We start from the raw sequence: 19,605 nt of genomic DNA, 5'->3' as shown, positions 1-19,605 counted from the left end.
ATGCCAAAAATCCTGACGACACACACGCTGCATCCGCGCGCTTCCGCCATGCTGACCGGCGCCGGCGAACTCGTCGTCGCCTCCGCCCTCGATGCCGACACGCTGGCGACTGAGGCTAGGGACGCCGATATCATCATCGTTCGTGCGCCGCTGCCATCAGCGCTTTTCGAAGGGGCGACGAAGCTCCGGGCGGCAATCCGCCACGGCGCCGGGCTCGACATGGTCCCCATGGAAGCCGCCACGGCGGCCGGCGTGCTGGTGGCAAACGTGCCGGCGGTCAATGCGCGCTCGGTCGCCGAATACGTGATGTTCGCGGCCTTGGCGCTGCTGCGGCGTTTCCGCATGGTCGACCGCGACTTGCGGGCGAAGGGCTGGCTGGCCGGCCGCGATCACACCATTCTCGCCAGCGAACTCGCCGGCAAGACGATCGGCATTGTCGGCTTCGGCGCCATCGGACAGGCAGTCGGCCACATCGCGGCGCATGGTTTCGACCTGAACGTGGTGGCGACGACGCGCAGCATGAGGCCGGCGCCGGACAGGATCGGCTTCCTGTCGATCGACGCGCTGGTCGAGCAGAGCGACATCATCGTTCTGTGCTGCCCGCTGACAGCGGAGACGCGCGGCCTGATCAACCGCGAGCGCATCGGTCGAATGAAGCCGCATGCGCTGCTGATCAATATTTCGCGCGGGCCGGTGATCGACGACGAGGCGCTGATCGAAGCGCTGCAGAAGGACCGTATCGGCGGTGCCGCGCTCGATGTCTTTGCGACGCAGCCGCTGCCGCCCAATCACCCCTATTTCGGCTTCGACAATGTCATTGTCACGCCGCACATGGCCGGCATCACCGAGCAGTCGATGATGCGCATGGGCGTCGGTTCGGCTGATGAAACCTTGCTGGTGCTGGCCAACAAATTGCCGGTCAACCTGCGCAATCCCGAAGTGGTCGAGCACTACCGGCGGCGGTTCCCGGCCGACGCGTAGCGCCATCGCCGTATCGCCCAATTTCTGCACGATGCTGCACCCAATGCTCGTTTTTCGCCGCACGCCGCTGCTTGTTGCGATCGTTTCGATCTGCGTCCTGCCCTCGGTAGCTGCGGCCGAGAGCAGTTATGTCTATTGCGACAACGGCCTGCGGTGCGTGATAACGCCCTGTCCGTCGAACAGCGCGCTCGAGCTTGCCACGGGCAAGATCATCAAGGGCGTGGCGATCGACATCGAGGAATTGCCGCAGCAGGACAAGGCGCTCGATCTTTCGGACAAGCTCTACGCCGGCAAGGTCGTCGTCGTTGGCTCCATCGAGAATCGCACCCAGACCCTCGACGGCAAGCAATACACTCTGCCATGGCTGGTCGCGACCGGTATCGAACGCGCGTCCAGGGACAGCGAACGCGGCCACTGTTCGGCGCATTAATGTTCACATCTTCAACGGCCAAGCAGTGCCTCGACTTCCGCAGCGATGCGCAGCAGACGATGGTCGTCGCCGTTGCGCGCCACCAGCATCAGCCCGGCCGGGCGCGCCATTCCCGGCATCGGCAGCGAGATCGCGCAGAGGTCGAACTGGTTGGCGACCTGCGTGTTGCGCAGCAGAAGGCCTTCCGTACGCTCACACAGAGCTTCGTCGCTGGTCATCGACACGATGGTCAGCGCGGTGACCGGCGTGGTCGGCAGGGCCAGCACATCGACAGACGCCAGCCGCTCGTCCATGGTGGCGACAAGCGCCGTGCGGCGGCGGATTGCCCTTATATAGGCCGTGGCCGGAACGGCAGCGGCGCGCGACAACGGCTCGCTCACCCGCGGATCGACCGGTGTCGCCGCACCTTCTGCCAGCCAATCTGCATGGACCGCGGCGCCCTCCATTGCCGCGATCGAGGCCCGCCTGGTTGCCGCGCGCAAATCGGCAAGGAGGTCATCGATGGACAGATCAGTGAGGCGTGCACCGGCGAGTTCCAGCTTGCGAGCACATCGCTCGAACGCCGCCGCGACCTCTTTTTCCGTATCCTCGAAGAGCACGCCGCGCGGGACGCCGATGCGCAGTCCGGCAAGCGGAAGCGGAACCAGAGCCACAGGCTCCTCGCCCGCCATCACCGCATCGGCTGCCGCACATTCGGCGACGGTGCGCGCAAGCGGGCCGATAGAGTCGAGCGTGTCGGACAGCGGGAAGACGCCAACGCGAGACACGCGCCGCGCCGTCGGCTTGAAGCCGACGACACCGTTCAGCGCCGACGGAATACGCACCGAGCCGCCGGTGTCGGAGCCGATCGATATCTCGCTTGTGCCTTCGGCAACGGAAACACCGGCGCCGGAGGATGAGCCGCCCGCGATCCGGCCGGCGTCGGTCGCATTGCCGGGCGTGCCGTAATGCGGGTTGACGCCGATCGCGGTGAAGGCGAATTCGGTCATGTTGGTCTTGCCGAAGATCACCGCGCCCGCTTGCCGCAGCCGCCGCACGATGGCGGCATCTCGCAGCGCCGGCGCCGCGGTGCTGAGCAACAACGAACCGGCCGTGGTCGGCTCGCCGGCAACATCGAACAGGTCCTTGATCGACAGAATTGTTCCGTCGAGCGGCCCGAGCGTCACGCCGGCTCTGCGCCTGGCATCGGCGGCGTCGGCTGCTGCTCGTGCGGCTTCCGGATAGAGTTTTACGAATACGCTTTCATTGTCGGCGCGGACGGCGAGACGCGAAAGGACGGCTTCGAGGCGGTCGCGGGCTGATTGCATGGCACAGTCTACTTTTTTATTGTCGCCCGAACAGCCCAGCACACTGACGTCGATAGCTCTAGCGATAGCCAGTCGCATCGGCTGGTTTGCCGGCGTCCTGAACCTCGGGAACGTAGCGCCACGCGTCAGGCCGCGAGCCGTCGAGATCGGTAAAGCCGTAGACCTGCGCCAGCCCGCCACTCGACAGCGACTGTCCGTTCCAGCGCGAACGGTCCGGGTCCGCCGCAAGCGCCGCCACTGCGCGCCCGATAAAGCGCGGGGTCTCGGAAATGACGAAATGCGGCACTTTTGTTGTCGCATCACGCCAGTTGTCCTCGGTCACCCCGAAAGCTTCCAACATCATTTCCGAACGCAGCCAGCCGGGTGTCAGCGCAATCGAGATGGCGCCGTGCGGGGCGAGGTCCTTGGCATGGGCCCAGGCCATACGGGTCACCGACACTTTGGCGAGGTCATAGAACGGCGAGAGCCGATAATGCTCGGCATTATACTCCGCGGTGCCGTCGGTGACTTCGACCAGCAGGCCGCCCGGGCGCTCGATCAGAAGCGGCAGCGCGAAATGCGCTGTGATCAGATGCGTGTCGATGCCCAGCCGCAACATGCGCAAACCATTGGTGAGATCATGCTCCCAGACCGGCTTGTTCCATTCGAACAGTTTCTCGCCGCCCCAGATGTCGTTGACCAGCACATCGAGGCGGCCCTGCTCGGCACGTATCCGGTCGACCAGCTTGCGCACGTCTTCGGCAACCAGATGGTCGACTTGCACAGCGATGCCATGGCCGCCATGCGCTGAAACAAGCTCCGCCGTTTCCTCGATGGTTTCCGGGCGAGCGTATTCGGACTGATGCGCGTGTGTCGTCCGCCCGGTGACGTAGACCGTCGCGCCCGCGGCACCCAGTTCGACAGCAATACCTCTCCCCGCACCGCGCGTGGCGCCAGCGACCAAAGCGACTTTTCCCTCAAGCGTCATTGAACCTCCCCAGACTCTGACCAACCAACGCTCTGACCAACCAACGCTCTGACCAACCAACGCTGGCCTTCTTCGATGTTAAGATATATAAATGATCATTCGGTTATAAATGGATGTCAAGATGCCTCGGAAAAAAACGCAATCCGACGAGGACGTGCTGGAAGCGGCGCACCGGCTGATCCACAGGCATGGCCCGGAGGCACTCACATTTGAACGGCTGTCCAAAACTTGCGGGCTCTCCGGTTCGACCCTGGTGCAGCGTTTTAAGAACAAGGCCACGCTCAGGCAAAGAACCTTGCTGCAGGCATGGGACAGGCTGGACGCGAAGACGACAAAGCTCGCAAACGCGACGCCGAGGACCCCTGCTGGCGCGATCAAATTGCTGGTGGCGCTGTCGCGTGACTATGGCGGCATTGAATCCTATGCCGAGGGCCTGCTCGTCCTGCGCGAAGATCTGCGCGATCCGGTGCTTCGCGCGCGGGGGGCGTCGTGGAAGGCATCCCTGTGCAACATCCTCGACTCTTGCTTTGCCTCTGTCGTCGACACGCCGTTGGACATCGGCCTGCTGACGGCATCGCACTGGCAAGGTTCGCTGCTTTGGTGGAGTTTCGACCCGAAGGCCGAAGTTGCATCCTACGTCGAAGACAGTCTGGGCCGTTTTGTCGCCGCAATCGTCACGGCCCGAAAACCATAACCGATTTCGGGCCAGTTCTTGGAGGCGTCCTACGCGGGACGCACCTACGGATGGCTTAGGTTGCGCTCCTTGGGCCGAGCAGGAACGCCGCCAAGGCCGCCAGCGACGTCGCGATCCCGCAATAGGCGAACGCGCTGGCAACGCCGGCATTGTCGACCAGCAGGCCGCCGAAAACAGCGCCCAGTGCGATGGCCACCTGGAACGTGGCGACCATCAGCCCGCCGGCGCTTTCAGCCTGGTCGGGAGCGGCTCGCACCAGCCAGGTCTGCAGCCCGACCGGCACCGCGCCAAAGGCAAAACCCCAGGCGGCAACCGCTATCGCCGCCACCGCGGGCGAGGCGCCGATGGTCAGCAGCAGAAGTGCTGCGACCGCAATCAGCAGCGGCGCAAGCCCCACCGCGGTTTTGAGGCTGCGTTCGGCCATGAACCCGCCGGCAAAATTGCCGAAGAAGCCACCGATACCGTAGGCGAGCAGCACAAGCGAGATCGTCTCGATGTCCAGCGCGGGCACCTTCTCAAGAAACGGGCGGACATAGGTGAAGCCGGCAAAGTGTCCCGAGGCGACCAGCACGACCACCAGAAGCGCAACCCTGATCATCGGCCGCTTCAGCACTTCAAACAGGGTCCGAAAGCTTGCCACGCCCGCCGGCGGCAGCTTCGGAAGGGTGGCGATCTGCACGAGCAGCGCCAGGGCGCCGACAACAGCTGCGATCATGAAGGCCGTTCGCCATCCCCAGATGTCACCGACATAGGCGCCGACCGGGGCCGCGCAGACGGTCGCCACCGAAACGCCGGTGAGGATGATCGACATGGCGCGTGGCATCAGCCGCATCGGGACAAGCCGCATCGCCATGGCCGCCGACATCGACCAGAAGCCGCCGAGGCTGATCCCGAGCATGATGCGGGCGATCAGAAGAACGGGAAGCGAGGACGCAAACGCCGCCAAGAGGTTCGACAGGATCAGCAGCACGGTCAGTCCCCACATGACGAGCCTGCGGTCCAGCCGTTTGGTGACGATGGCCATGGTCGGAGCGGCTATCGCGCCGGCAACGGCGGTTGCCGTCACCGCTTGGCCGGCGGTGCCTTCGGTCACACCGAGATCCTGCGCCAGCGGCGTCAGCAGGCTGGCAGGCAGGAATTCCGCGGTCACCAGCCCAAACACACCGAGCGCGAGGGAGACGACCGCTCCCCACGCCGGCTCGGCTCGTTCGTCGGTTTCCGCGGGATCGAGAACGGCGTCGATGACGCCTGTCGCGGGTTCGGTCATGGTGGGATCTCCGATCTGGTTGCAGCGCAACATCTGGCTGCAGTGCAACATAGGGAGTGACCGCCTGGAGGTTCCATGCTAGAAACACCGTCATGCTTGACCATTCGTCCAAAGTTCCGGTCACCGGCGATCCGCTGACAGACATATTGCGCGGGTTAAGGCTCGACGGCGTCGAATACGGCCGCTGTGAAATGCAGGAGCCCTGGGGTCTCCAGTTTCCGGCCCAGACGGCGGCGCGGTTTCATTTCATCGGCCGCACGGGATGCTGGCTGCTGCAGCCGTCCGGCGAATGGGTGGAACTCAAGGCGGGCGACGCGGTGCTGCTTCCGCGCGGTGCCGCACACGTCCTGGCGAGCGAGCCGGGCACCGAGGCTTCGCCGATCCAGGGCTACGAGGTCGCCGAGATCTGCAAGAACGTTTACTGCATGTCCAATGAAGGTTGCCGGCCGGGGACGCTGCTGTTTTTTGGCAGCATGTATTTCAATCTCGACGGTTTGCACCCATTGCTCGGCATGATGCCGGACGTAATGCGCGCGCACGAGTTGGAAGCCTATGAACCTGGTATCCCGCATCTGCTGGAGGCCATGGCACGCGAAGTGACGATGGAACGCGTCGGCTCCGGCGGCATTCTGGCACGGCTTGCCGATGTGCTGGCCGCCACCGTCATCCGCTCATGGGTCGAGCGCGGCTGCGGCGACTCGTCCGGATGGATTGCCGCGGTGAGAGATCGCGAGATCGGGCGCGTGCTGGCCGCGATCCACCTCGAACCGCACCGCGACTGGACGGTGGAGACCCTGGCCAGGATGATGGGCGCCTCGCGGTCGGGCTTCGCCGAGCGCTTCGCGACGATCGTCGGCGAAACGCCGGCCAAATATGTCACCCAGGTGAGAATGCACCAGGCACGGCAATGGCTGGTCCGCGACCGCTTGAAGATTTCCGTCGTCGCCGCACGCCTCCGCTATGAATCCGACGCGTCGTTCAGTCGGGCGTTCAAGCGCGTCATCGGATCGGCTCCCAGCCATTTCCGGGCCGAGGAACAGGCTGAAACCCGCCAAGCCGGCTAAACCCTGGCCACAGGCTTCAAGCCGCGAGAGCATTTTGCAGCAAGTGGAATCACTTGGCGTCGCAGAAATGCGGCTAAAACAAATAGATAGAGCGGGATGCCTCGTTCAGTTTGAACGCGTCCCGCTCTAGCATCCTCCCGCCCAACCGACGCGCATTTTTGCGCGACGCGCTTTAGCCTGCGTGACGGAGGCTTATCCCGGTACCCTTGTCGAACAGCACCACCTTGTCCGGATCCCAGGCAAAGCGCACCGGCTGCTCGATCTCGACATCGGTTCTGGCCGGCACCGTGGCCCGCAGCATGGCGTCGCCGACCCGCAGGGTAAGGATCTTTTCGACGCCATGGTTCTCGACATCGTGGACGCGCGCTTCCACCGGCGCCCCGCTCTCGAGATAGAGATCCTCGGGACGAATACCGAATACGAGCGGGCGACCGTCGGTCTCGCCGCTCGTCCTGGCCGCCCCCGCAAAAGGCAGTTCGAAATTCAGCGGTGCCATCACCGCGCGGCCGTTGACGAGCTTGCCGTCGATGAGGTTCATCGGCGGCGAGCCGACGAAGCTCGCCACATAGGTGTCGCGCGGATTGTTGTAGATCTCATAGGGCGTGCCGGTCTGGACGATGCGGCCATGATTGAGCACGCCAACCTTGTCGCCCATCGACATCGCCTCGATTTGATCGTGCGTGACGAACAGGAAGGTCTGACCAAGGTTCATTTGGATGTTCTTCAGCTCGGTGCGCAGCGCCTCGCGCAACTTGGCGTCGAGCGCCGACAGCGGCTCATCCATCAGGAATACGCGCGGCTTCCTGACGATGGCGCGACCAATCGAGACGCGCTGCATCTCGCCGCCAGAGAGGCGATCCGTCTTGCGGTCGAGCAGATGCTCGATACGCAAGGTCTTGGCAACGCGATCGACGCGCGTCTTGATCTCGTCGGGCTCGATGCGGCGGATTTTCGGCTTCAGCGGGAATTCGAGATTCTCGCGCACCGTATAGCGCGGATAGAGCGAGTATTGCTGCAGAACCAGCGCCACGTCGCGCTCGGCCGCACCCCAGTCAGCGACATCAGCGCCGTCGATGAGTATCTGCCCCTGGTCCGGCTTTTCCAGGCCGGCAATCATGCGCAGCGTCGTCGTCTTGCCGGCGCCGGTCTCGCCGAGCAGCACGAAGAACTCGCCGTCGGCAATGTCGAGATTGAGCCCGGTCAATGCGGCGTGATTGCCGAATGCCTTCGAGATATTCTTGAGCTGGATATGGGCCATCAGAGTCTCACCCCCAGCGAATTGCCGCTTGCCGTGTCGAAGAAGTGCGCCTGCGCCGGGTCGAGCCTGGCGAAGACCTGGACCCCCGGCTTGCCGACGAAACCGGAACGGGTTCGGGCGCGCAACATCTGTGTCCCGACCTTGAGGTCGACGATATCGTAGGAGCCAAGCGGTTCGATGATGTGCGCCTCGACCGGCAGGTAACCGTCCGCCGGCTCGCGCGAGACCATCACGCCTTCGGGGCGGATGCCGAGCGCAAGGCGGTCCTGCCCGACGTTTGCGGCGTCGAGCTGGCCGACCAGTTCGGCCGGGAAAACGAACCCTTCCGCGGCCCCGTCGACGGTGACCCTGGCGCCGGAGCCGTTCATCGTCACCGCCGCGTTGGCGACGTTCATCACCGGCGAGCCAACGAATTGCGCGACGAACAGATTGGCCGGGTGCGTATACACTTCCGATGGGCTGCCTACCTGCTGCAGAACGCCCTCATGCATGATGACGATGCGGTCGGCAAGGCTCATCGCCTCGATCTGGTCGTGGGTGACGTAGATGGTGGTCGAGCCCTGCTTGATATGCAGCCGCTTGATCTCGGCCCGCATCTCCTCGCGCAGCTTGGCGTCGAGCGCGCCGATCGGCTCGTCCATCAGCATCGCCTTTGGCCGCCGCACCAGCGCCCGGCCGATCGCCACGCGCTGCATGTCGCCACCCGACAGCGCCGACGGCTTCTTGCCGAGCAGGTCGGTGATCTGCAGCACTTTGGCGACCGAGCGCACCTCGCCGTCGATCTCCGCCCTGCTCTTGCGCATGGCGCGCAACGGAAAAGCGATGTTCTCGTAGACGCTCATATGCGGATAGAGCGAGAACGACTGGAACACCATGGCGATGTCGCGGTCGGCAGCCTTGAGATGCTGGACCGGCTTGCCGTCGATGAGGACATCGCCGCCGTCGATCGTCTCCAGGCCGGCGATGGCGCGAAGCGTCGTCGTCTTGCCGCAGCCCGACTGGCCGAGCAGCACGATGAACTCGTTGTCGTCGATCTGGAGATTGAGGTCCTTGATGACCTGGACGGCGCCAAAGAATTTCTGGACGCCACGAAGCTCGATCTGGGTCATGCGTGACCTTCTTTTTCCGGCGCGCCGGTCGCCTGCGGCTCCTGCCTTGGACCGACCCAGCCGGTGATCATGAACGTCAGCAGCCCGACGATGATGATCGTCAGGCCGTAGCGGTGCAGGAAGAAATTCCACGGCTGGCAGAGCGCGATGATGCCGAGCACCATCACGATCTCGGCCGTGCGCTGGATTGTAGCATGGCGGATCATTTGCGGATCGCTCCGAAGGACATGCCGCGCAGGAGGTGGTTGCGCAACAGGAAGGTGAAGATCGCGACCGGCAGCAGGAACAGGAAGGTGCCGGCGGCGATGACCGTCCAGTCCGGCAGGCCGGAACCGACCTGGCTTGGAATGAACGGCGGCGCGGTCTGGGCACGCCGGTTGGTCATGATCAGCGCGAAGGCATATTCGTTCCACGCGGTGATGAAGCAGAACACGGCGGTGGCGGCGATGCCGGTGGCCGCCTCCGGCAGCACGATCTTGAAGAAGGCCTCCATGCGCGTATAGCCGTCGACAAGCGCCGCCTCCTCGTACTCCTTCGGAATTTCGTCCATGAACCCCTTCATCAGCCATACAGAGAAGCTGAGGTTGAAGGCGGTATAGAGGATGATCAGGCCCCAATGGGTGTCGTTGAGGCCAACGACCCGATACATAAGGAACATCGGGATCGCCACCACCACCGGCGGCAGCATGCGCGTCGACAGGATGAAGAAGAGCAGGTCCTGTTCCCCCTTTATCTTGAAGCGGGAAAACCCGTAAGCGGTGAAAGTGCCCATGCCGACGGCGAGGATCGTCGAGGTGATGGCCACGATCAGCGAATTCATGAAGCGGCTCGGATAACCGGACCACTGCACCTCGCCCCTGCCCGAGCGCACCACCTTCTCGCCGCCGTCAAACACCAGCCGCTCCCACCACGGAGCGGCGGCGTATTGTTCCGGCGTCGGCGCTGTGCGCAGTTGCGAGCGCTTGGTGAACAGCTTGACGAAGGGCGATATCTCCGGCTGGAACACCACCGTCGGCGGGATGGTGGTGGCGAGGTTGCGCGGCTTGAACGCCGTCGAGGCTATCCAGTAGATCGGCGCCAGGAAGATAATCGTGACGATCAGCACGCCGACGATGGCGAGCTTGTTGAGCGAACGCTCGGCAGAGGTGGTGACAGCGGCCATGCTAGCGCTCCTTCACCTTGTTCAGGTATTTGACGTAGATGTTGGTGATCGCCAGGATCATGATCAGCACGATGTAGGCGAGCGCGCAGGAGCGCCCGGTCTGCCATTCCTGGAACGCCATCTTGTAGAGCCGGATCGAGATCACCTCGGTGGTCGGCTGGCTGGTCAGGATGTAGGCAAGATCGAAGGTCTTGAACGCCTCCATGGTGCGAAAGATGATCGCGATCATCAGGATCGGCGCGACCAAGGGCAGCGTAATGCGAAAGAACGTATAGAACGAGCCGGCGCGGTCGATCGCGGCCGCCTCGTAGAGGTGCTTCGGCACCGCCGACAGGCCGGCGAGCGACAGCAGCATGACGAAGGGCGACCACATCCAGATGTCGGTGATGGCAACTGCGTAGAGCGCCATGTCGGGGTTGGACAGCCACTCGAAGGAGCCGAGGCCGAGCGTATAGTTGATGATGCCGAAGGACGGATCGTAGAGCAGTTTCCAGAACAGGCCGACGACAGCCATCGACAGCATCATCGGCAACAGCAGCAGTGTCGTCAGCAGGCCCTTCAACGGGATATCCCGGTTGAGCAGCAACGCCACGCCGAAGCCGACGATGACCTGGCCGACCACGGAGACGATGACATATTTGGCGGTGATGGCGAAATTCGACCAGATGAACGGGTCGTTGAGCAACTCGCGGTAATTCTGCAGTCCGACGAAATTGGCCGCCGCGGGGCTCGACGCGCGAAAGTCGGTGAACGAATAGCCGAGCGAATAGAGCAGTGGAAAGATATTGAAGACGATCAGGAAAACGATCGTCGGAATGATGAAGAGATTGCGGATCGTAAGGTCGCTCATACCGCGGGCGGCGGAGCGCGAGTTGGGATCCAGCGTGGTCATGACTGCAGTGGCCAAGGCCCGTTCCTTCCTTGTCCGGAAAAGAAAACGGAAGGGGCGGCTCCCGCCCCCTCCGAGCGTTAGCGCCGTTTACTTGAGGCGGTTGTATTTCTTGAACGTCGCGTTCCAGTCCGCGGCCAGTGCATCGAGCACTTCCTTGGCCGTGCCCTGATTGCCGGTGATGTACGGATAGACGCGTTGGTTCATCTGGATGAGCAGCTCGGCATATTCCGGCGTCGCCCAGAAGTCCTTCACCTTGAACATGGTTTCGTAGAAGGCCTTGTTGTAAGGCGTGGCGTTCTGGAATTCAGGCGACTCGAGCACCTTGGCGCTTGCCGTGTAACCGCCGAGTTCCGCCCATTTCTTCTGGGTCTCGTCCTTGATGAACCATTCCAGGAACTTCATCGCCTCTTCCTGATTCTGCGAATAGGAGACGACGGAGATGCCCTGGCCGCCGAGCGCGGCGAACTGGTCGCCATTCGGTCCTGGAGGGTTGGCGAAGAAGCCGGTGGCCTTGGCATTCGGATTGGAGGCTTCGTTGATCAGCGCTGGGAAGAAAGCGAAGTAGTTCATGCTCATCGCCGCCAGGTTCTCGGTGATCGCCTGGTTGTCCTCGATGAAGAACGCCTTGGCCCAACCAGGAGGGGTGAAGGAATAGAGCTCCTTGTAGGCCTCGAGCGCCTTGACGTTCTGCTCGGAGTTGATGATCCCGTCGACCTTGTAAGTGGCATAGTCGCCAAGCTCGCCGCCGAAGGAGAAGATGGAGTTCTCGACGCCCATCACCAGAGCATCGTAGGAGTTATCGGTGTAGATGGCGACGCCGTAGCGCTTTTCGTCGGGACGGTGGAAGAATTCGGCGATGTCGCGCAGCTGCTTCCAGTCCTTCGGCACGCCGAGATCGTAGCCGTACTTGGCTTTGAAGGCTTCCATCTCCTTCGGGTCTTCGAACCAGTCCTTGCGATAGGACCAGCCGACCGCGTCGCCCTCGGCCGGGATCGACCAGTATTTGCCAGAGTTGGACGGATATTCGGCGTAGTATTTCACCGTCGCCGGCGCCATCACTTCCTTCAGATTGTGCTTGTTGAAGAAGTCGGTGAGGTCGACATAGTGACCGGCCTCGGAGGCCGCGCCGATCCACTGCGAGTCGCCGACGACCATGTCGTAGGCGCTGCCCTTGGCGTTGAATTCGGTGAACGCCTTGGTCTGGAAATCCCCCCACGGCGTCGTCTCGACCGTGACCTTCACGCCGCTCTCGGCCTCGTAAAGGTTGACGAGTTCCTGCAAATAGTTCGCCGGATCCCACTCAGCCCAGAATATGGTGAGTTCCTTATCCTGCGCGTAGACGGACGTTCCGCAGGCGAGCACTAAGCCGACACCAGCAAGCATGCTGGTCATTGTCTTGCGCATGATGATTTCCTCCCTTGTGCGCATTCTACCGTATCATCCGAGCCGGCGATGAGGCCGGCCCTGGTAGTTCCTTCAGTGATGGCGCCGTTCCAGTTTTTGAGCCTCCTCGCCCAGCCGGAAATGGATCGCAGCCCTCACTTTCGACCCGCTATATTGTCCTGATCTGGTATTACCAATTTCGGACGCACGTCAAGCTCTTTCTTGGACGATGGCAGGGCCTCAGACAAGCAGATTCCAGCAACATCTGTCTGTTTTTCTTAAATTTTCCTACTCGTTGATACGCAAGGCCCTTGTTCGCGCTACGGCACATCGGCTATTGTCGGTAGTGGGCATCCCCATCTGGTCGAACCAGATCGATACTATTCCGTAGCTGTTGCCGGCGCGCTTCTGTGTCCTTCGGTCATCGATTCCATCACTGCAGCCCGTACCAGGGCGCCGGCTGCCCATTGCGCTACCGACATCATCTTGCGGCTGTCCAGCCCCCAGATATCCTTCAGCACGATCAGCACTTCGACGCCGAAGATCAGCGACAGGGCCTGTGCCAGGCGCTTGAATTCGCGTGGCGGCAGCCGGTTCTTGAGCGGTGCGATCGCGTCCTTGAGCAGATCGATGCGATGGCCGCGCGTGAAGGCCGGCTCGCCGCCCAGCGTGCCTGCCTGCTGCCGCGCCCACTGGTCGAGCGACAGTTTTAGCGCCGCCTTGAACGTCGCCTCGAAGGCTTCAATGCGCGGCATGGCCGTGTCGAACAGTTCGGCGACGCGGCGCTCCGGATCGACCGAGGCCGATTTCCAGGTGAGGATCGGCCCGAGCCCTTCGTCGACCACCGCCTGCACCAGCGCCGCCTGGCTTGGAAAATACCGATAGGCGGTGGCGCGGGAGACTTCCGCCGCTTCGGCGACCTCGCTGACCGAGGGCGTGGCGCCCGCCTGCATCAGCCTTGTCGCCGTCTCCAGCATCAACCGCCTTGTGCGGGCGCGCGGCCCGCGCGCCGCTCCAGAACTGGCATCGTCGGGCACTGTCACTGGTTGACGTGAGACATTCATGTCAATATGATACGCACGTCTCAAAAAATTGCAATGGCCTTTCGCGCTGCCGAACGGCCGGAGCAAAAGAGCGGCCGGCAGCAACGCCGAGTGCGCCTCGAATCGGGGAAACGCAATGAAGCGCGTCTATGTGGTGGGCACCGCCGACACCAAGGGTGAGGAACTCGCCTTTCTGGCCGATGCGGTCGCAGCCACCGGTGCTGCTGTCGCCCGCGTCGACGTCGGAACGCGCAATGCGACCGTGCCGGTCGATGTCTCGGCCGAAGAGGTCGCCGGCCACCATCCCGGTGGCAGCAGTGCCGTGCTGGGCAGCGACGACCGCGGCACCGCGGTAGCGGCAATGGCCATCGCCTTCACCCGGTTTGTCCAGTCGCGAACCGATATATCAGGCATGATCGGTATCGGCGGAGGTGGCGGCACTTCGATCATCACATCCGGCATGCGCGCGCTGCCGCTCGGCTTGCCCAAGATCATGATCTCGACGCTCGCTTCGGGCGACACCGCGCCTTATGTCGATGTCTCCGACATCGTCATGATGCCGTCGGTGACCGACATGGCCGGCTTGAACCGGCTGTCTCGCGTCGTGCTGCACAACGCTGCCCAGGCGATAGCAGCCATGTCTGCAAAACCGGCGCCGCCGCCCGACGGCAAACCATCGATCGGGCTCACCATGTTCGGCGTGACCACGCCATGCGTGACTTCGATCGCCGACGAGCTTCGTTCGAGCTATGACTGCATGGTCTTCCACGCCACCGGCACCGGCGGCCGCACCATGGAGAAGCTGGCCGACAGCGGCTTGCTGTCCGGCGTCATCGACATCACGACAACAGAAGTCTGCGACCTCCTGTTTGGCGGAGTACTCCCTGCAACCGAAGACCGTTTCGGCGCGATCACCCGCACGAAACTGCCCTATGTCGGCTCGGTCGGCGCGCTCGACATGGTGAATTTCTGGGCGCCGTCGACCATTCCGGAACGCCATAGCGGGCGGCTGTTCTACGAACACAATCCGAACGTGACGCTGATGCGCACGACGCCTGACGAAAGCCGCAGGATCGGCGAATGGATCGGCGCCAAACTGAGCCTCTGCGAGGGTCCGGTCCGGTTCCTCATTCCCGAAAAAGGCGTTTCGGCGCTCGACATCGAAGGCGGCGCCTTTTTCGATCCCGAGGCCGATGCAGCACTCTTCGAGGCCATCGAGCGCACGATCATGCCGGATAACACGCGTCGCGTGATCCGCTTGCCGCTGCACATCAACGATCCCGAATTCGCCAAGGCTGCGGTAGCGGCTTTCCTCGACATCGCCAGACAGTGAGAGACGAAGTAATGCCCGCCATACCGCGCAAGAAGATCCTGGAAAAGTTCCGCAAGATGATTGCCGGCGGCGTGCCGATCGTCGGCGGCGGCGCCGGCACCGGGCTGTCGGCCAAGGCCGAGGAGGCCGGCGGCATCGACCTGATCATCATCTACAATTCCGGCCGCTACCGCATGGCCGGCCGCGGCTCGGCTGCCGGCCTGCTCGCCTATGGCAACGCCAACGAGATCGTCAAGGAGATGGCCTACGAGGTGCTGCCGGTGGTGAAGAAGACGCCGGTGCTGGCCGGCGTCAACGGCACCGATCCCTTCGTCATCATGCCGCTGCTGCTGGCCGAGCTGAAGACGATGGGTTTTTCCGGCGTGCAGAACTTTCCGACCATCGGCCTGTTCGACGGCCAGATGCGGCAGAGTTTCGAAGAAACCGGCATGGGCTTCGGGCTCGAGGTCGACATGATCGCCGCGGCACACGAACTCGATCTCCTGACCACGCCCTATGTGTTCAACCCCGATGAGGCGCGCGCCATGACCAGGGCCGGCGCCGACATCGTCGTCGCTCATATGGGGGTGACCACCGGCGGCTCGATCGGTGCGACGTCGGCCAAATCGCTCGACGACTGCGTGACGGAGATCGACGCCATCGCTGAAGCGGCGCGTGCCGTGCGCAAGGATGTCATCCTGCTTTGCCATGGCGGGCCGATCTCGATGCCGGACGATGCCCGCTACATCCTCGAACGCTGCAAGGGCCTGCACGGCTTTTACGGGGCAAGCTCGATGGAGCGGCTGCCGGCGGAAGCGGCGATCGCCAGGCAGACTGCCGATTTCAAGGCGGTCACGCTGGAGCATCGGACCCAAAAGTGGGAACCGGTTTTGGGAAAATCCGATGAACAAACAAAAAAAAGCGGCGCCAAAACGACCGCGAAGAAAAAGAAGGGATGAGACGATGACCGACAAGAGCAAGGTGTTTGTCTACCCGAAGGATGTCAGCGCCTTCGGCTTCGACTGGGGCAGACTGTCGCTGACGGTAGCTCCCGAAGTGAATGGTGCTGAGCGCTTTTCCGGCGGCGTCGTCGACCTTCCGTCCGGCAAGGGTCACACGCGCCACAACCATCCGGGTGCGGAAGAGATCATCTTCGTCATATCAGGCAATGGCGAGCAGATGGTCGAGGACGAGGACGGCAATCCGGTCGTCGAGAAGGTCGGCCCCGGCTGCACCATCTATGTGCCGGAAAGCCGCTTCCACTCGACGCTGAACACCGGCGACGCGCCGATGCAGCTCTTTGTCGTCTATTCGCCGGCCGGGCCGGAACTGGCGCTGCGCGACCTGCCGGATTTCAGGCTGCTGCCGCCGGGCGGGAAGTAACGTCCTCTGGGCAGCGCTGCCCCTCATCTGCCTGCCGGCATCTTCTCCCCGTATAGAGACGGGCGCTGTCATCAGCGGTTTCGCCAATCACAAATGCTCGAATTGCATGCAGCGTCGGAACGCCCCCTTCTCCCCGCCCTTTTACGGGGAGAAGGTGCCGGCAGGCGGATGAGGGGCGGCGCCGCCCGTTGCTGGAGATTATGCCACCCCACCCCGGTTCCAGCCCCTGCCCCGGTCGCCGAACATGACGTAGCCGCTATCGGTGACCGCCAGCGTGTCCTCGAGCTTGATGAAGCCGCGCGTCGGGTGCAGCATCGTCGTCTCGACCGAGAGCACCATGTTTTTCTCCAGCGGCTTTTCAGCATAGGTGCCTTCATAGGTCACCGGATGATTGGTCATCAGGAACGGTGCTTCATGGGTGATCAGTCCCATGCCGTGGGCGAAGAAATCGGTATACGGCGCGACCTTTGACGCTTTCAGCACGCCTTCCGCGTAGGAAATCATGTCACCACCCAGCGTGCCGGAGCGTACCTTGGAAAAGGCCGCCTGCTGCACCGCTTCGACTTCGGCCAACAGATCCTCGAGTTCGGCATCCGGCTCGCCGAGAATGCCCATGCGGCAGAGGTCGCCGATATAGCCGTGATAATTGCCGCCGGAATCGATCGACATCACCTCACCCTTCTTCCAGGCCTGCGGCGAGCCGGCGCGGTTGTGGCTGGAGCCGAGCGTCAACAGGCAATATTCGAAATGCGCGCCGCGATTGGTCTCCTCGCGCCGCAGCTGCTCGATGATCTCGGTCTTGGTCGTGCCTTCACGTGCCCAGGCAATGGTCGCCAGCATGGAATCGGTGATCAGTTCAGAGGCGATGCGCAGCTTCTCCAGCTCCGCATCCGTCTTGATCGCCCGCACCCGCTCCAGCATATCGGTCGCATCGATCAGCCTGGCATCCGGCAGCGCCTTGCGGATCAGCGTGTAGGCATCCGACGGCAGGAAAGCCGGCTCGATGCCGATGCGGGCGCCGCCCTTGCCGATTTTCGCCAGGTGCTCGACCGCTAGATTGGCGGCGTCGAGCGTGCCCCAGCAGGCGGCGTGGAAGGTCGGCGTCCAGAACGGGTTGTTCTGGTGCTCGGCGCCCTCCATGCGGTTGCCGATATAGGCGGCGTGGTCCGGCCCGCCCTTCTCGTAGACGACAACAGGCAAATAGCGGCTGTGGCCGATCGCATCCATGGCGGCGAAGAAGATGAACTTGTAGCCGCCAAGCAGATATTGCGTGTTGTGCTTGGAGGTGGCGAGCAGCAAATCGATACCGGCTTCCTCCATCAGCCGATCGACCCTGGCGTGATCGAACGGGATGGTGCTGACGGCATTCTTACCCGGGGCGACGTTCATCTTTCTCTCTCCCTGAATTCCCTGGCCGACCGCTCGGATCGCGGCAGTCTCCAGTCTGGTCTTACCGAGATAAGTCTGGTCCTACCAGATAAGGTCGGCTTGAACCGCTTTCTGTAACTGGTCCAGCGGACGAAATTTTCAAAGCCACATAAGGATGCGCCAAATCCGTCTCTGGCGAAACCCTCGGCAAGGCTCATAATCACCCTTGCAAGGATGCCGTCCGGTGTCCGAGGGTATTCGCCACCCGGGCCAGAGTGGCTGAGAGGGACGGAGTTCGATCATGTCAGAAGTCACAATTTCCAGACGCAGCGTGCTTGCCGGTTCGGCACTGCTGCTGGCTTCGACGGCGCTGCCGACGATCGGCTGGGCACAGACGCCGAAGAAAGGCGGGCGGCTGGTCGTCGCCGCCGATTCCGAGCCGCGCAACCTCAACCCGGCGATCGTCGCGTCCAACGGCGTCTTCTTCATTTCGAGCAAGATTGTGGAACCGCTGGCCGAGGCGTCCTTTGACGGCAAGGACGGGCTCGACCCGCGCCTGGCGACAAGCTGGGAGGGCGCTACCGACGGCCTGTCAGTGACGTTCAAATTGCGCGAAGGCGTCAAATGGCATGACGGCAAACCCTTTACCTCGGCCGACGTCGCGTTCTCGGCGCTGCAGATCTGGAAGCCGCTGCAGAATCTCGGCCGCACCGTGTTCAAGGATCTGGAGGCGGTCGACACGCCGGACGAACTGACCGCAGTGTTAAAATTCGCCAAACCGACACCATTCCAGCTGATCCGCAACGCCTTGCCGGCGCTGAGCAGCGTGGTGCCGAAGCACGTCTACGAGACAGGAAAGATCGAAGAGAATCCGGCCAACAATACGCCTGTCGGCACCGGCCCTTTCAAATTCGCCGAACACAAGCCAGGCGAATATTACCGGCTTGAGAAGAATGGGGACTATTGGGGCAAGGACCAACCTTACCTCGACGAGATCATCTATCAGGTGCTGCCCGACCGCACCTCGGCGGCAAGCGCGCTCGAGGCCGAAGAGATCCAGCTCGCCGCCTTTTCCGCGGTGCCGCTGGCCGATCTCGACCGCATCTCAAAAGTGCCTGGCCTCAAGGTGATCACCAAGGGTTATGAGGCGCTGACTTATCAACTCGTCGTCGAGATCAACCATCGCCGCAAGGAACTGGCCGACCTGAAGGTGCGCCAGGCGATCGCCCATGCCATCGACAAGGATTTCGTCGTCAAGACGGTGTTCCTCGGCTATGCCGCCAGCGCCACCGGCCCGGTGCCGAAAAACGATCCGCAGTTCTATACGGCCGATGTGCCGACTTATGCCTTCGACGTAGCCAAGGCCAACGCCCTGCTCGACGAAGCCGGCTACAGCAAGGGTGATGACGGCAAGCGCTTTTCGCTGAAGCTGCTGCCGGCGCCCTATTTCAACGAGACCAAGCAGTTCGGCGACTATCTGCGCCAGGCGCTCGCCACCATCGGCATCGACGCCCAGCTGGTCAACAACGACTCGGCCGCGCATATCAAGGCCGTCTACACCGACCACGCCTTCGACCTTGCGGTCGGGCCGCCGGTGTTCCGCGGCGATCCGGCAATCTCGACCACCATCCTGGTGCAGAGCGGCATTCCAGACGGGGTGCCGTTCTCCAACCAGGGCGGCTACAAGAACGACGAACTCGACGCAGTCATCGCCAAGGCGTCCGAGACGCTCGACCCCGCCGCGCGGACGGAACTTTACAAGGAGTTTCAGAAAAAGGTCGTGGCCGACCTGCCGCTGATCAATGTCGCCGAATGGAACTTCATCAGCGTTGTCAGAGACACGGTTGCGAATGTCGCCAACAACCCGCGCTGGGCGGTGTCGAACTGGGCGGACACCTGGCTGGAGGCTTAGCAACGTTCGCTCCAGGCTTGCACATGGTGTATCCGGGTGCTCAGCTTCGGTGATGAGAGCTCTACGGCAACGC

The 19,605-nt window shown here is 62.8% G+C and carries 19 protein-coding genes; 8 read left to right on the top strand and 11 right to left on the bottom strand.

From position 1 onward, the window contains the following. Window positions 1-981, top strand: coding sequence for a hydroxyacid dehydrogenase (locus BQ8794_RS21145; RefSeq protein WP_077380620.1), 981 nt, complete (start codon window positions 1-3; stop codon window positions 979-981). A gap of 43 nt (window positions 982-1,024) precedes the next feature. Then, the gene (locus BQ8794_RS21140) at window positions 1,025-1,411 is read left to right on the top strand and encodes a DUF6748 domain-containing protein (RefSeq protein ID WP_077380619.1); all 387 of its coding nucleotides are present in this window, start codon (window positions 1,025-1,027) and stop codon (window positions 1,409-1,411) included. Window positions 1,412-1,422: 11 nt separating this feature from the next. Here the strand turns inward: BQ8794_RS21140 and BQ8794_RS21135 are convergent, their stop codons facing one another. Both BQ8794_RS21135 and BQ8794_RS21130 read right to left on the bottom strand, forming a co-directional pair. Then, window positions 1,423-2,718: an amidase gene (locus BQ8794_RS21135; RefSeq protein WP_077380618.1), complete on the bottom strand. Its 1,296-nt coding sequence runs from the start codon at window positions 2,716-2,718 to the stop codon at window positions 1,423-1,425. A gap of 58 nt (window positions 2,719-2,776) precedes the next feature. Continuing rightward, window positions 2,777-3,685: an SDR family oxidoreductase gene (locus tag BQ8794_RS21130; protein ID WP_077380617.1), complete on the bottom strand. Its 909-nt coding sequence runs from the start codon at window positions 3,683-3,685 to the stop codon at window positions 2,777-2,779. Window positions 3,686-3,806: 121 nt separating this feature from the next. Between BQ8794_RS21130 and BQ8794_RS21125 the strand changes: the two genes are divergently transcribed. Further along, window positions 3,807-4,379: a TetR/AcrR family transcriptional regulator gene (locus BQ8794_RS21125; RefSeq protein ID WP_077380676.1), complete on the top strand. Its 573-nt coding sequence runs from the start codon at window positions 3,807-3,809 to the stop codon at window positions 4,377-4,379. Between the two features lie 55 nt (window positions 4,380-4,434). Here BQ8794_RS21125 and BQ8794_RS21120 read toward each other — a convergent pair whose 3' ends face one another. Then, entirely contained in the window at window positions 4,435-5,646 is a 1,212-nt protein-coding gene (locus BQ8794_RS21120) for an MFS transporter (RefSeq protein WP_077380675.1), read from the bottom strand. 92 nt (window positions 5,647-5,738) lie between these two features. Between BQ8794_RS21120 and BQ8794_RS21115 the strand changes: the two genes are divergently transcribed. Continuing rightward, window positions 5,739-6,710 carry an AraC family transcriptional regulator gene (locus tag BQ8794_RS21115; protein WP_077380616.1) on the top strand — a complete coding sequence of 324 codons (972 nt, stop codon included), beginning with the start codon at window positions 5,739-5,741 and terminating at the stop codon, window positions 6,708-6,710. Window positions 6,711-6,882: 172 nt separating this feature from the next. Here the strand turns inward: BQ8794_RS21115 and BQ8794_RS21110 are convergent, their stop codons facing one another. The 7 genes from BQ8794_RS21110 to BQ8794_RS21080 form a co-directional block, all read right to left on the bottom strand. Next, a complete protein-coding gene (locus BQ8794_RS21110) occupies window positions 6,883-7,968 on the bottom strand; it encodes an ABC transporter ATP-binding protein (RefSeq protein WP_077380615.1) in 1,086 nt (361 codons plus the stop codon). After that, window positions 7,968-9,077 (bottom strand): ABC transporter ATP-binding protein, encoded by a 1,110-nt coding sequence (locus BQ8794_RS21105; RefSeq protein WP_077380614.1) that lies wholly within the window; start codon window positions 9,075-9,077, stop codon window positions 7,968-7,970. The genes BQ8794_RS21110 and BQ8794_RS21105 overlap by 1 nt, the downstream gene beginning before the upstream one ends. Further along, window positions 9,074-9,283, bottom strand: coding sequence for a hypothetical protein (locus BQ8794_RS21100; protein WP_077380613.1), 210 nt, complete (start codon window positions 9,281-9,283; stop codon window positions 9,074-9,076). Before BQ8794_RS21100 ends, BQ8794_RS21105 begins: the two co-directional genes overlap by 4 nt. Further along, window positions 9,280-10,239, bottom strand: coding sequence for a carbohydrate ABC transporter permease (locus BQ8794_RS21095; protein WP_027153142.1), 960 nt, complete (start codon window positions 10,237-10,239; stop codon window positions 9,280-9,282). Before BQ8794_RS21095 ends, BQ8794_RS21100 begins: the two co-directional genes overlap by 4 nt. A gap of 1 nt (window position 10,240) precedes the next feature. Beyond that, complete coding sequence (locus BQ8794_RS21090) at window positions 10,241-11,146, bottom strand: carbohydrate ABC transporter permease (RefSeq protein WP_027153143.1); 906 nt, start codon at window positions 11,144-11,146, stop codon at window positions 10,241-10,243. Between the two features lie 72 nt (window positions 11,147-11,218). Then, window positions 11,219-12,535 carry an ABC transporter substrate-binding protein gene (locus tag BQ8794_RS21085; protein ID WP_077380674.1) on the bottom strand — a complete coding sequence of 439 codons (1,317 nt, stop codon included), beginning with the start codon at window positions 12,533-12,535 and terminating at the stop codon, window positions 11,219-11,221. Window positions 12,536-12,894: 359 nt separating this feature from the next. Beyond that, window positions 12,895-13,578: a TetR/AcrR family transcriptional regulator gene (locus BQ8794_RS21080; RefSeq protein ID WP_077380612.1), complete on the bottom strand. Its 684-nt coding sequence runs from the start codon at window positions 13,576-13,578 to the stop codon at window positions 12,895-12,897. Between the two features lie 115 nt (window positions 13,579-13,693). Between BQ8794_RS21080 and BQ8794_RS21075 the strand changes: the two genes are divergently transcribed. From BQ8794_RS21075 to BQ8794_RS21065, 3 genes are read left to right on the top strand one after another with little or no spacing between them, the layout of a single operon-like run. Further along, window positions 13,694-14,890, top strand: a complete 1,197-nt coding sequence (locus BQ8794_RS21075; protein WP_077380673.1) for a Tm-1-like ATP-binding domain-containing protein — start codon at window positions 13,694-13,696, stop codon at window positions 14,888-14,890. A gap of 11 nt (window positions 14,891-14,901) precedes the next feature. Then, complete coding sequence (locus BQ8794_RS21070; protein WP_077380611.1) at window positions 14,902-15,828, top strand: phosphoenolpyruvate hydrolase family protein; 927 nt, start codon at window positions 14,902-14,904, stop codon at window positions 15,826-15,828. Window positions 15,829-15,832: 4 nt separating this feature from the next. Further along, a complete protein-coding gene (locus BQ8794_RS21065; RefSeq protein ID WP_077380610.1) occupies window positions 15,833-16,252 on the top strand; it encodes a cupin domain-containing protein in 420 nt (139 codons plus the stop codon). Between the two features lie 198 nt (window positions 16,253-16,450). Here BQ8794_RS21065 and BQ8794_RS21060 read toward each other — a convergent pair whose 3' ends face one another. Then, entirely contained in the window at window positions 16,451-17,641 is a 1,191-nt protein-coding gene (locus tag BQ8794_RS21060; protein ID WP_077380609.1) for a M24 family metallopeptidase, read from the bottom strand. A gap of 280 nt (window positions 17,642-17,921) precedes the next feature. Here BQ8794_RS21060 and BQ8794_RS21055 point away from each other — a divergent pair, with 280 nt between their 5' ends. After that, window positions 17,922-19,532, top strand: coding sequence for an ABC transporter substrate-binding protein (locus BQ8794_RS21055; RefSeq protein ID WP_077380608.1), 1,611 nt, complete (start codon window positions 17,922-17,924; stop codon window positions 19,530-19,532). Window positions 19,533-19,605 lie beyond the last annotated feature (73 nt).

Origin of the sequence: Mesorhizobium prunaredense (assembly GCF_900156895.1) — a bacterium.
Taxonomy (GTDB): Bacteria; Pseudomonadota; Alphaproteobacteria; order Rhizobiales; family Rhizobiaceae; genus Mesorhizobium; species Mesorhizobium prunaredense.
Note: the sequence above shows the minus strand (reverse complement) of the source record. Positions and strands in the feature narration are given on the sequence as shown.

Coding starts and splice junctions, on each gene's coding strand:
- BQ8794_RS21065 (WP_077380610.1), top strand. CDS start 15,833: ATGACCGACAAGAGCAAGGTGTTTGTCTACCCGAAGGATGTCAGCGCC.
- BQ8794_RS21055 (WP_077380608.1), top strand. CDS start 17,922: ATGTCAGAAGTCACAATTTCCAGACGCAGCGTGCTTGCCGGTTCGGCA.
- BQ8794_RS21105 (WP_077380614.1), bottom strand. CDS start 9,077: ATGACCCAGATCGAGCTTCGTGGCGTCCAGAAATTCTTTGGCGCCGTC.
- BQ8794_RS21060 (WP_077380609.1), bottom strand. CDS start 17,641: ATGAACGTCGCCCCGGGTAAGAATGCCGTCAGCACCATCCCGTTCGAT.
- BQ8794_RS21100 (WP_077380613.1), bottom strand. CDS start 9,283: ATGATCCGCCATGCTACAATCCAGCGCACGGCCGAGATCGTGATGGTG.
- BQ8794_RS21115 (WP_077380616.1), top strand. CDS start 5,739: ATGCTTGACCATTCGTCCAAAGTTCCGGTCACCGGCGATCCGCTGACA.
- BQ8794_RS21135 (WP_077380618.1), bottom strand. CDS start 2,718: ATGCAATCAGCCCGCGACCGCCTCGAAGCCGTCCTTTCGCGTCTCGCC.
- BQ8794_RS21095 (WP_027153142.1), bottom strand. CDS start 10,239: ATGGCCGCTGTCACCACCTCTGCCGAGCGTTCGCTCAACAAGCTCGCC.
- BQ8794_RS21125 (WP_077380676.1), top strand. CDS start 3,807: ATGCCTCGGAAAAAAACGCAATCCGACGAGGACGTGCTGGAAGCGGCG.
- BQ8794_RS21070 (WP_077380611.1), top strand. CDS start 14,902: ATGCCCGCCATACCGCGCAAGAAGATCCTGGAAAAGTTCCGCAAGATG.
- BQ8794_RS21085 (WP_077380674.1), bottom strand. CDS start 12,535: ATGCGCAAGACAATGACCAGCATGCTTGCTGGTGTCGGCTTAGTGCTC.
- BQ8794_RS21130 (WP_077380617.1), bottom strand. CDS start 3,685: ATGACGCTTGAGGGAAAAGTCGCTTTGGTCGCTGGCGCCACGCGCGGT.
- BQ8794_RS21120 (WP_077380675.1), bottom strand. CDS start 5,646: ATGACCGAACCCGCGACAGGCGTCATCGACGCCGTTCTCGATCCCGCG.
- BQ8794_RS21140 (WP_077380619.1), top strand. CDS start 1,025: ATGCTCGTTTTTCGCCGCACGCCGCTGCTTGTTGCGATCGTTTCGATC.
- BQ8794_RS21145 (WP_077380620.1), top strand. CDS start 1: ATGCCAAAAATCCTGACGACACACACGCTGCATCCGCGCGCTTCCGCC.
- BQ8794_RS21110 (WP_077380615.1), bottom strand. CDS start 7,968: ATGGCCCATATCCAGCTCAAGAATATCTCGAAGGCATTCGGCAATCAC.
- BQ8794_RS21075 (WP_077380673.1), top strand. CDS start 13,694: ATGAAGCGCGTCTATGTGGTGGGCACCGCCGACACCAAGGGTGAGGAA.
- BQ8794_RS21080 (WP_077380612.1), bottom strand. CDS start 13,578: ATGAATGTCTCACGTCAACCAGTGACAGTGCCCGACGATGCCAGTTCT.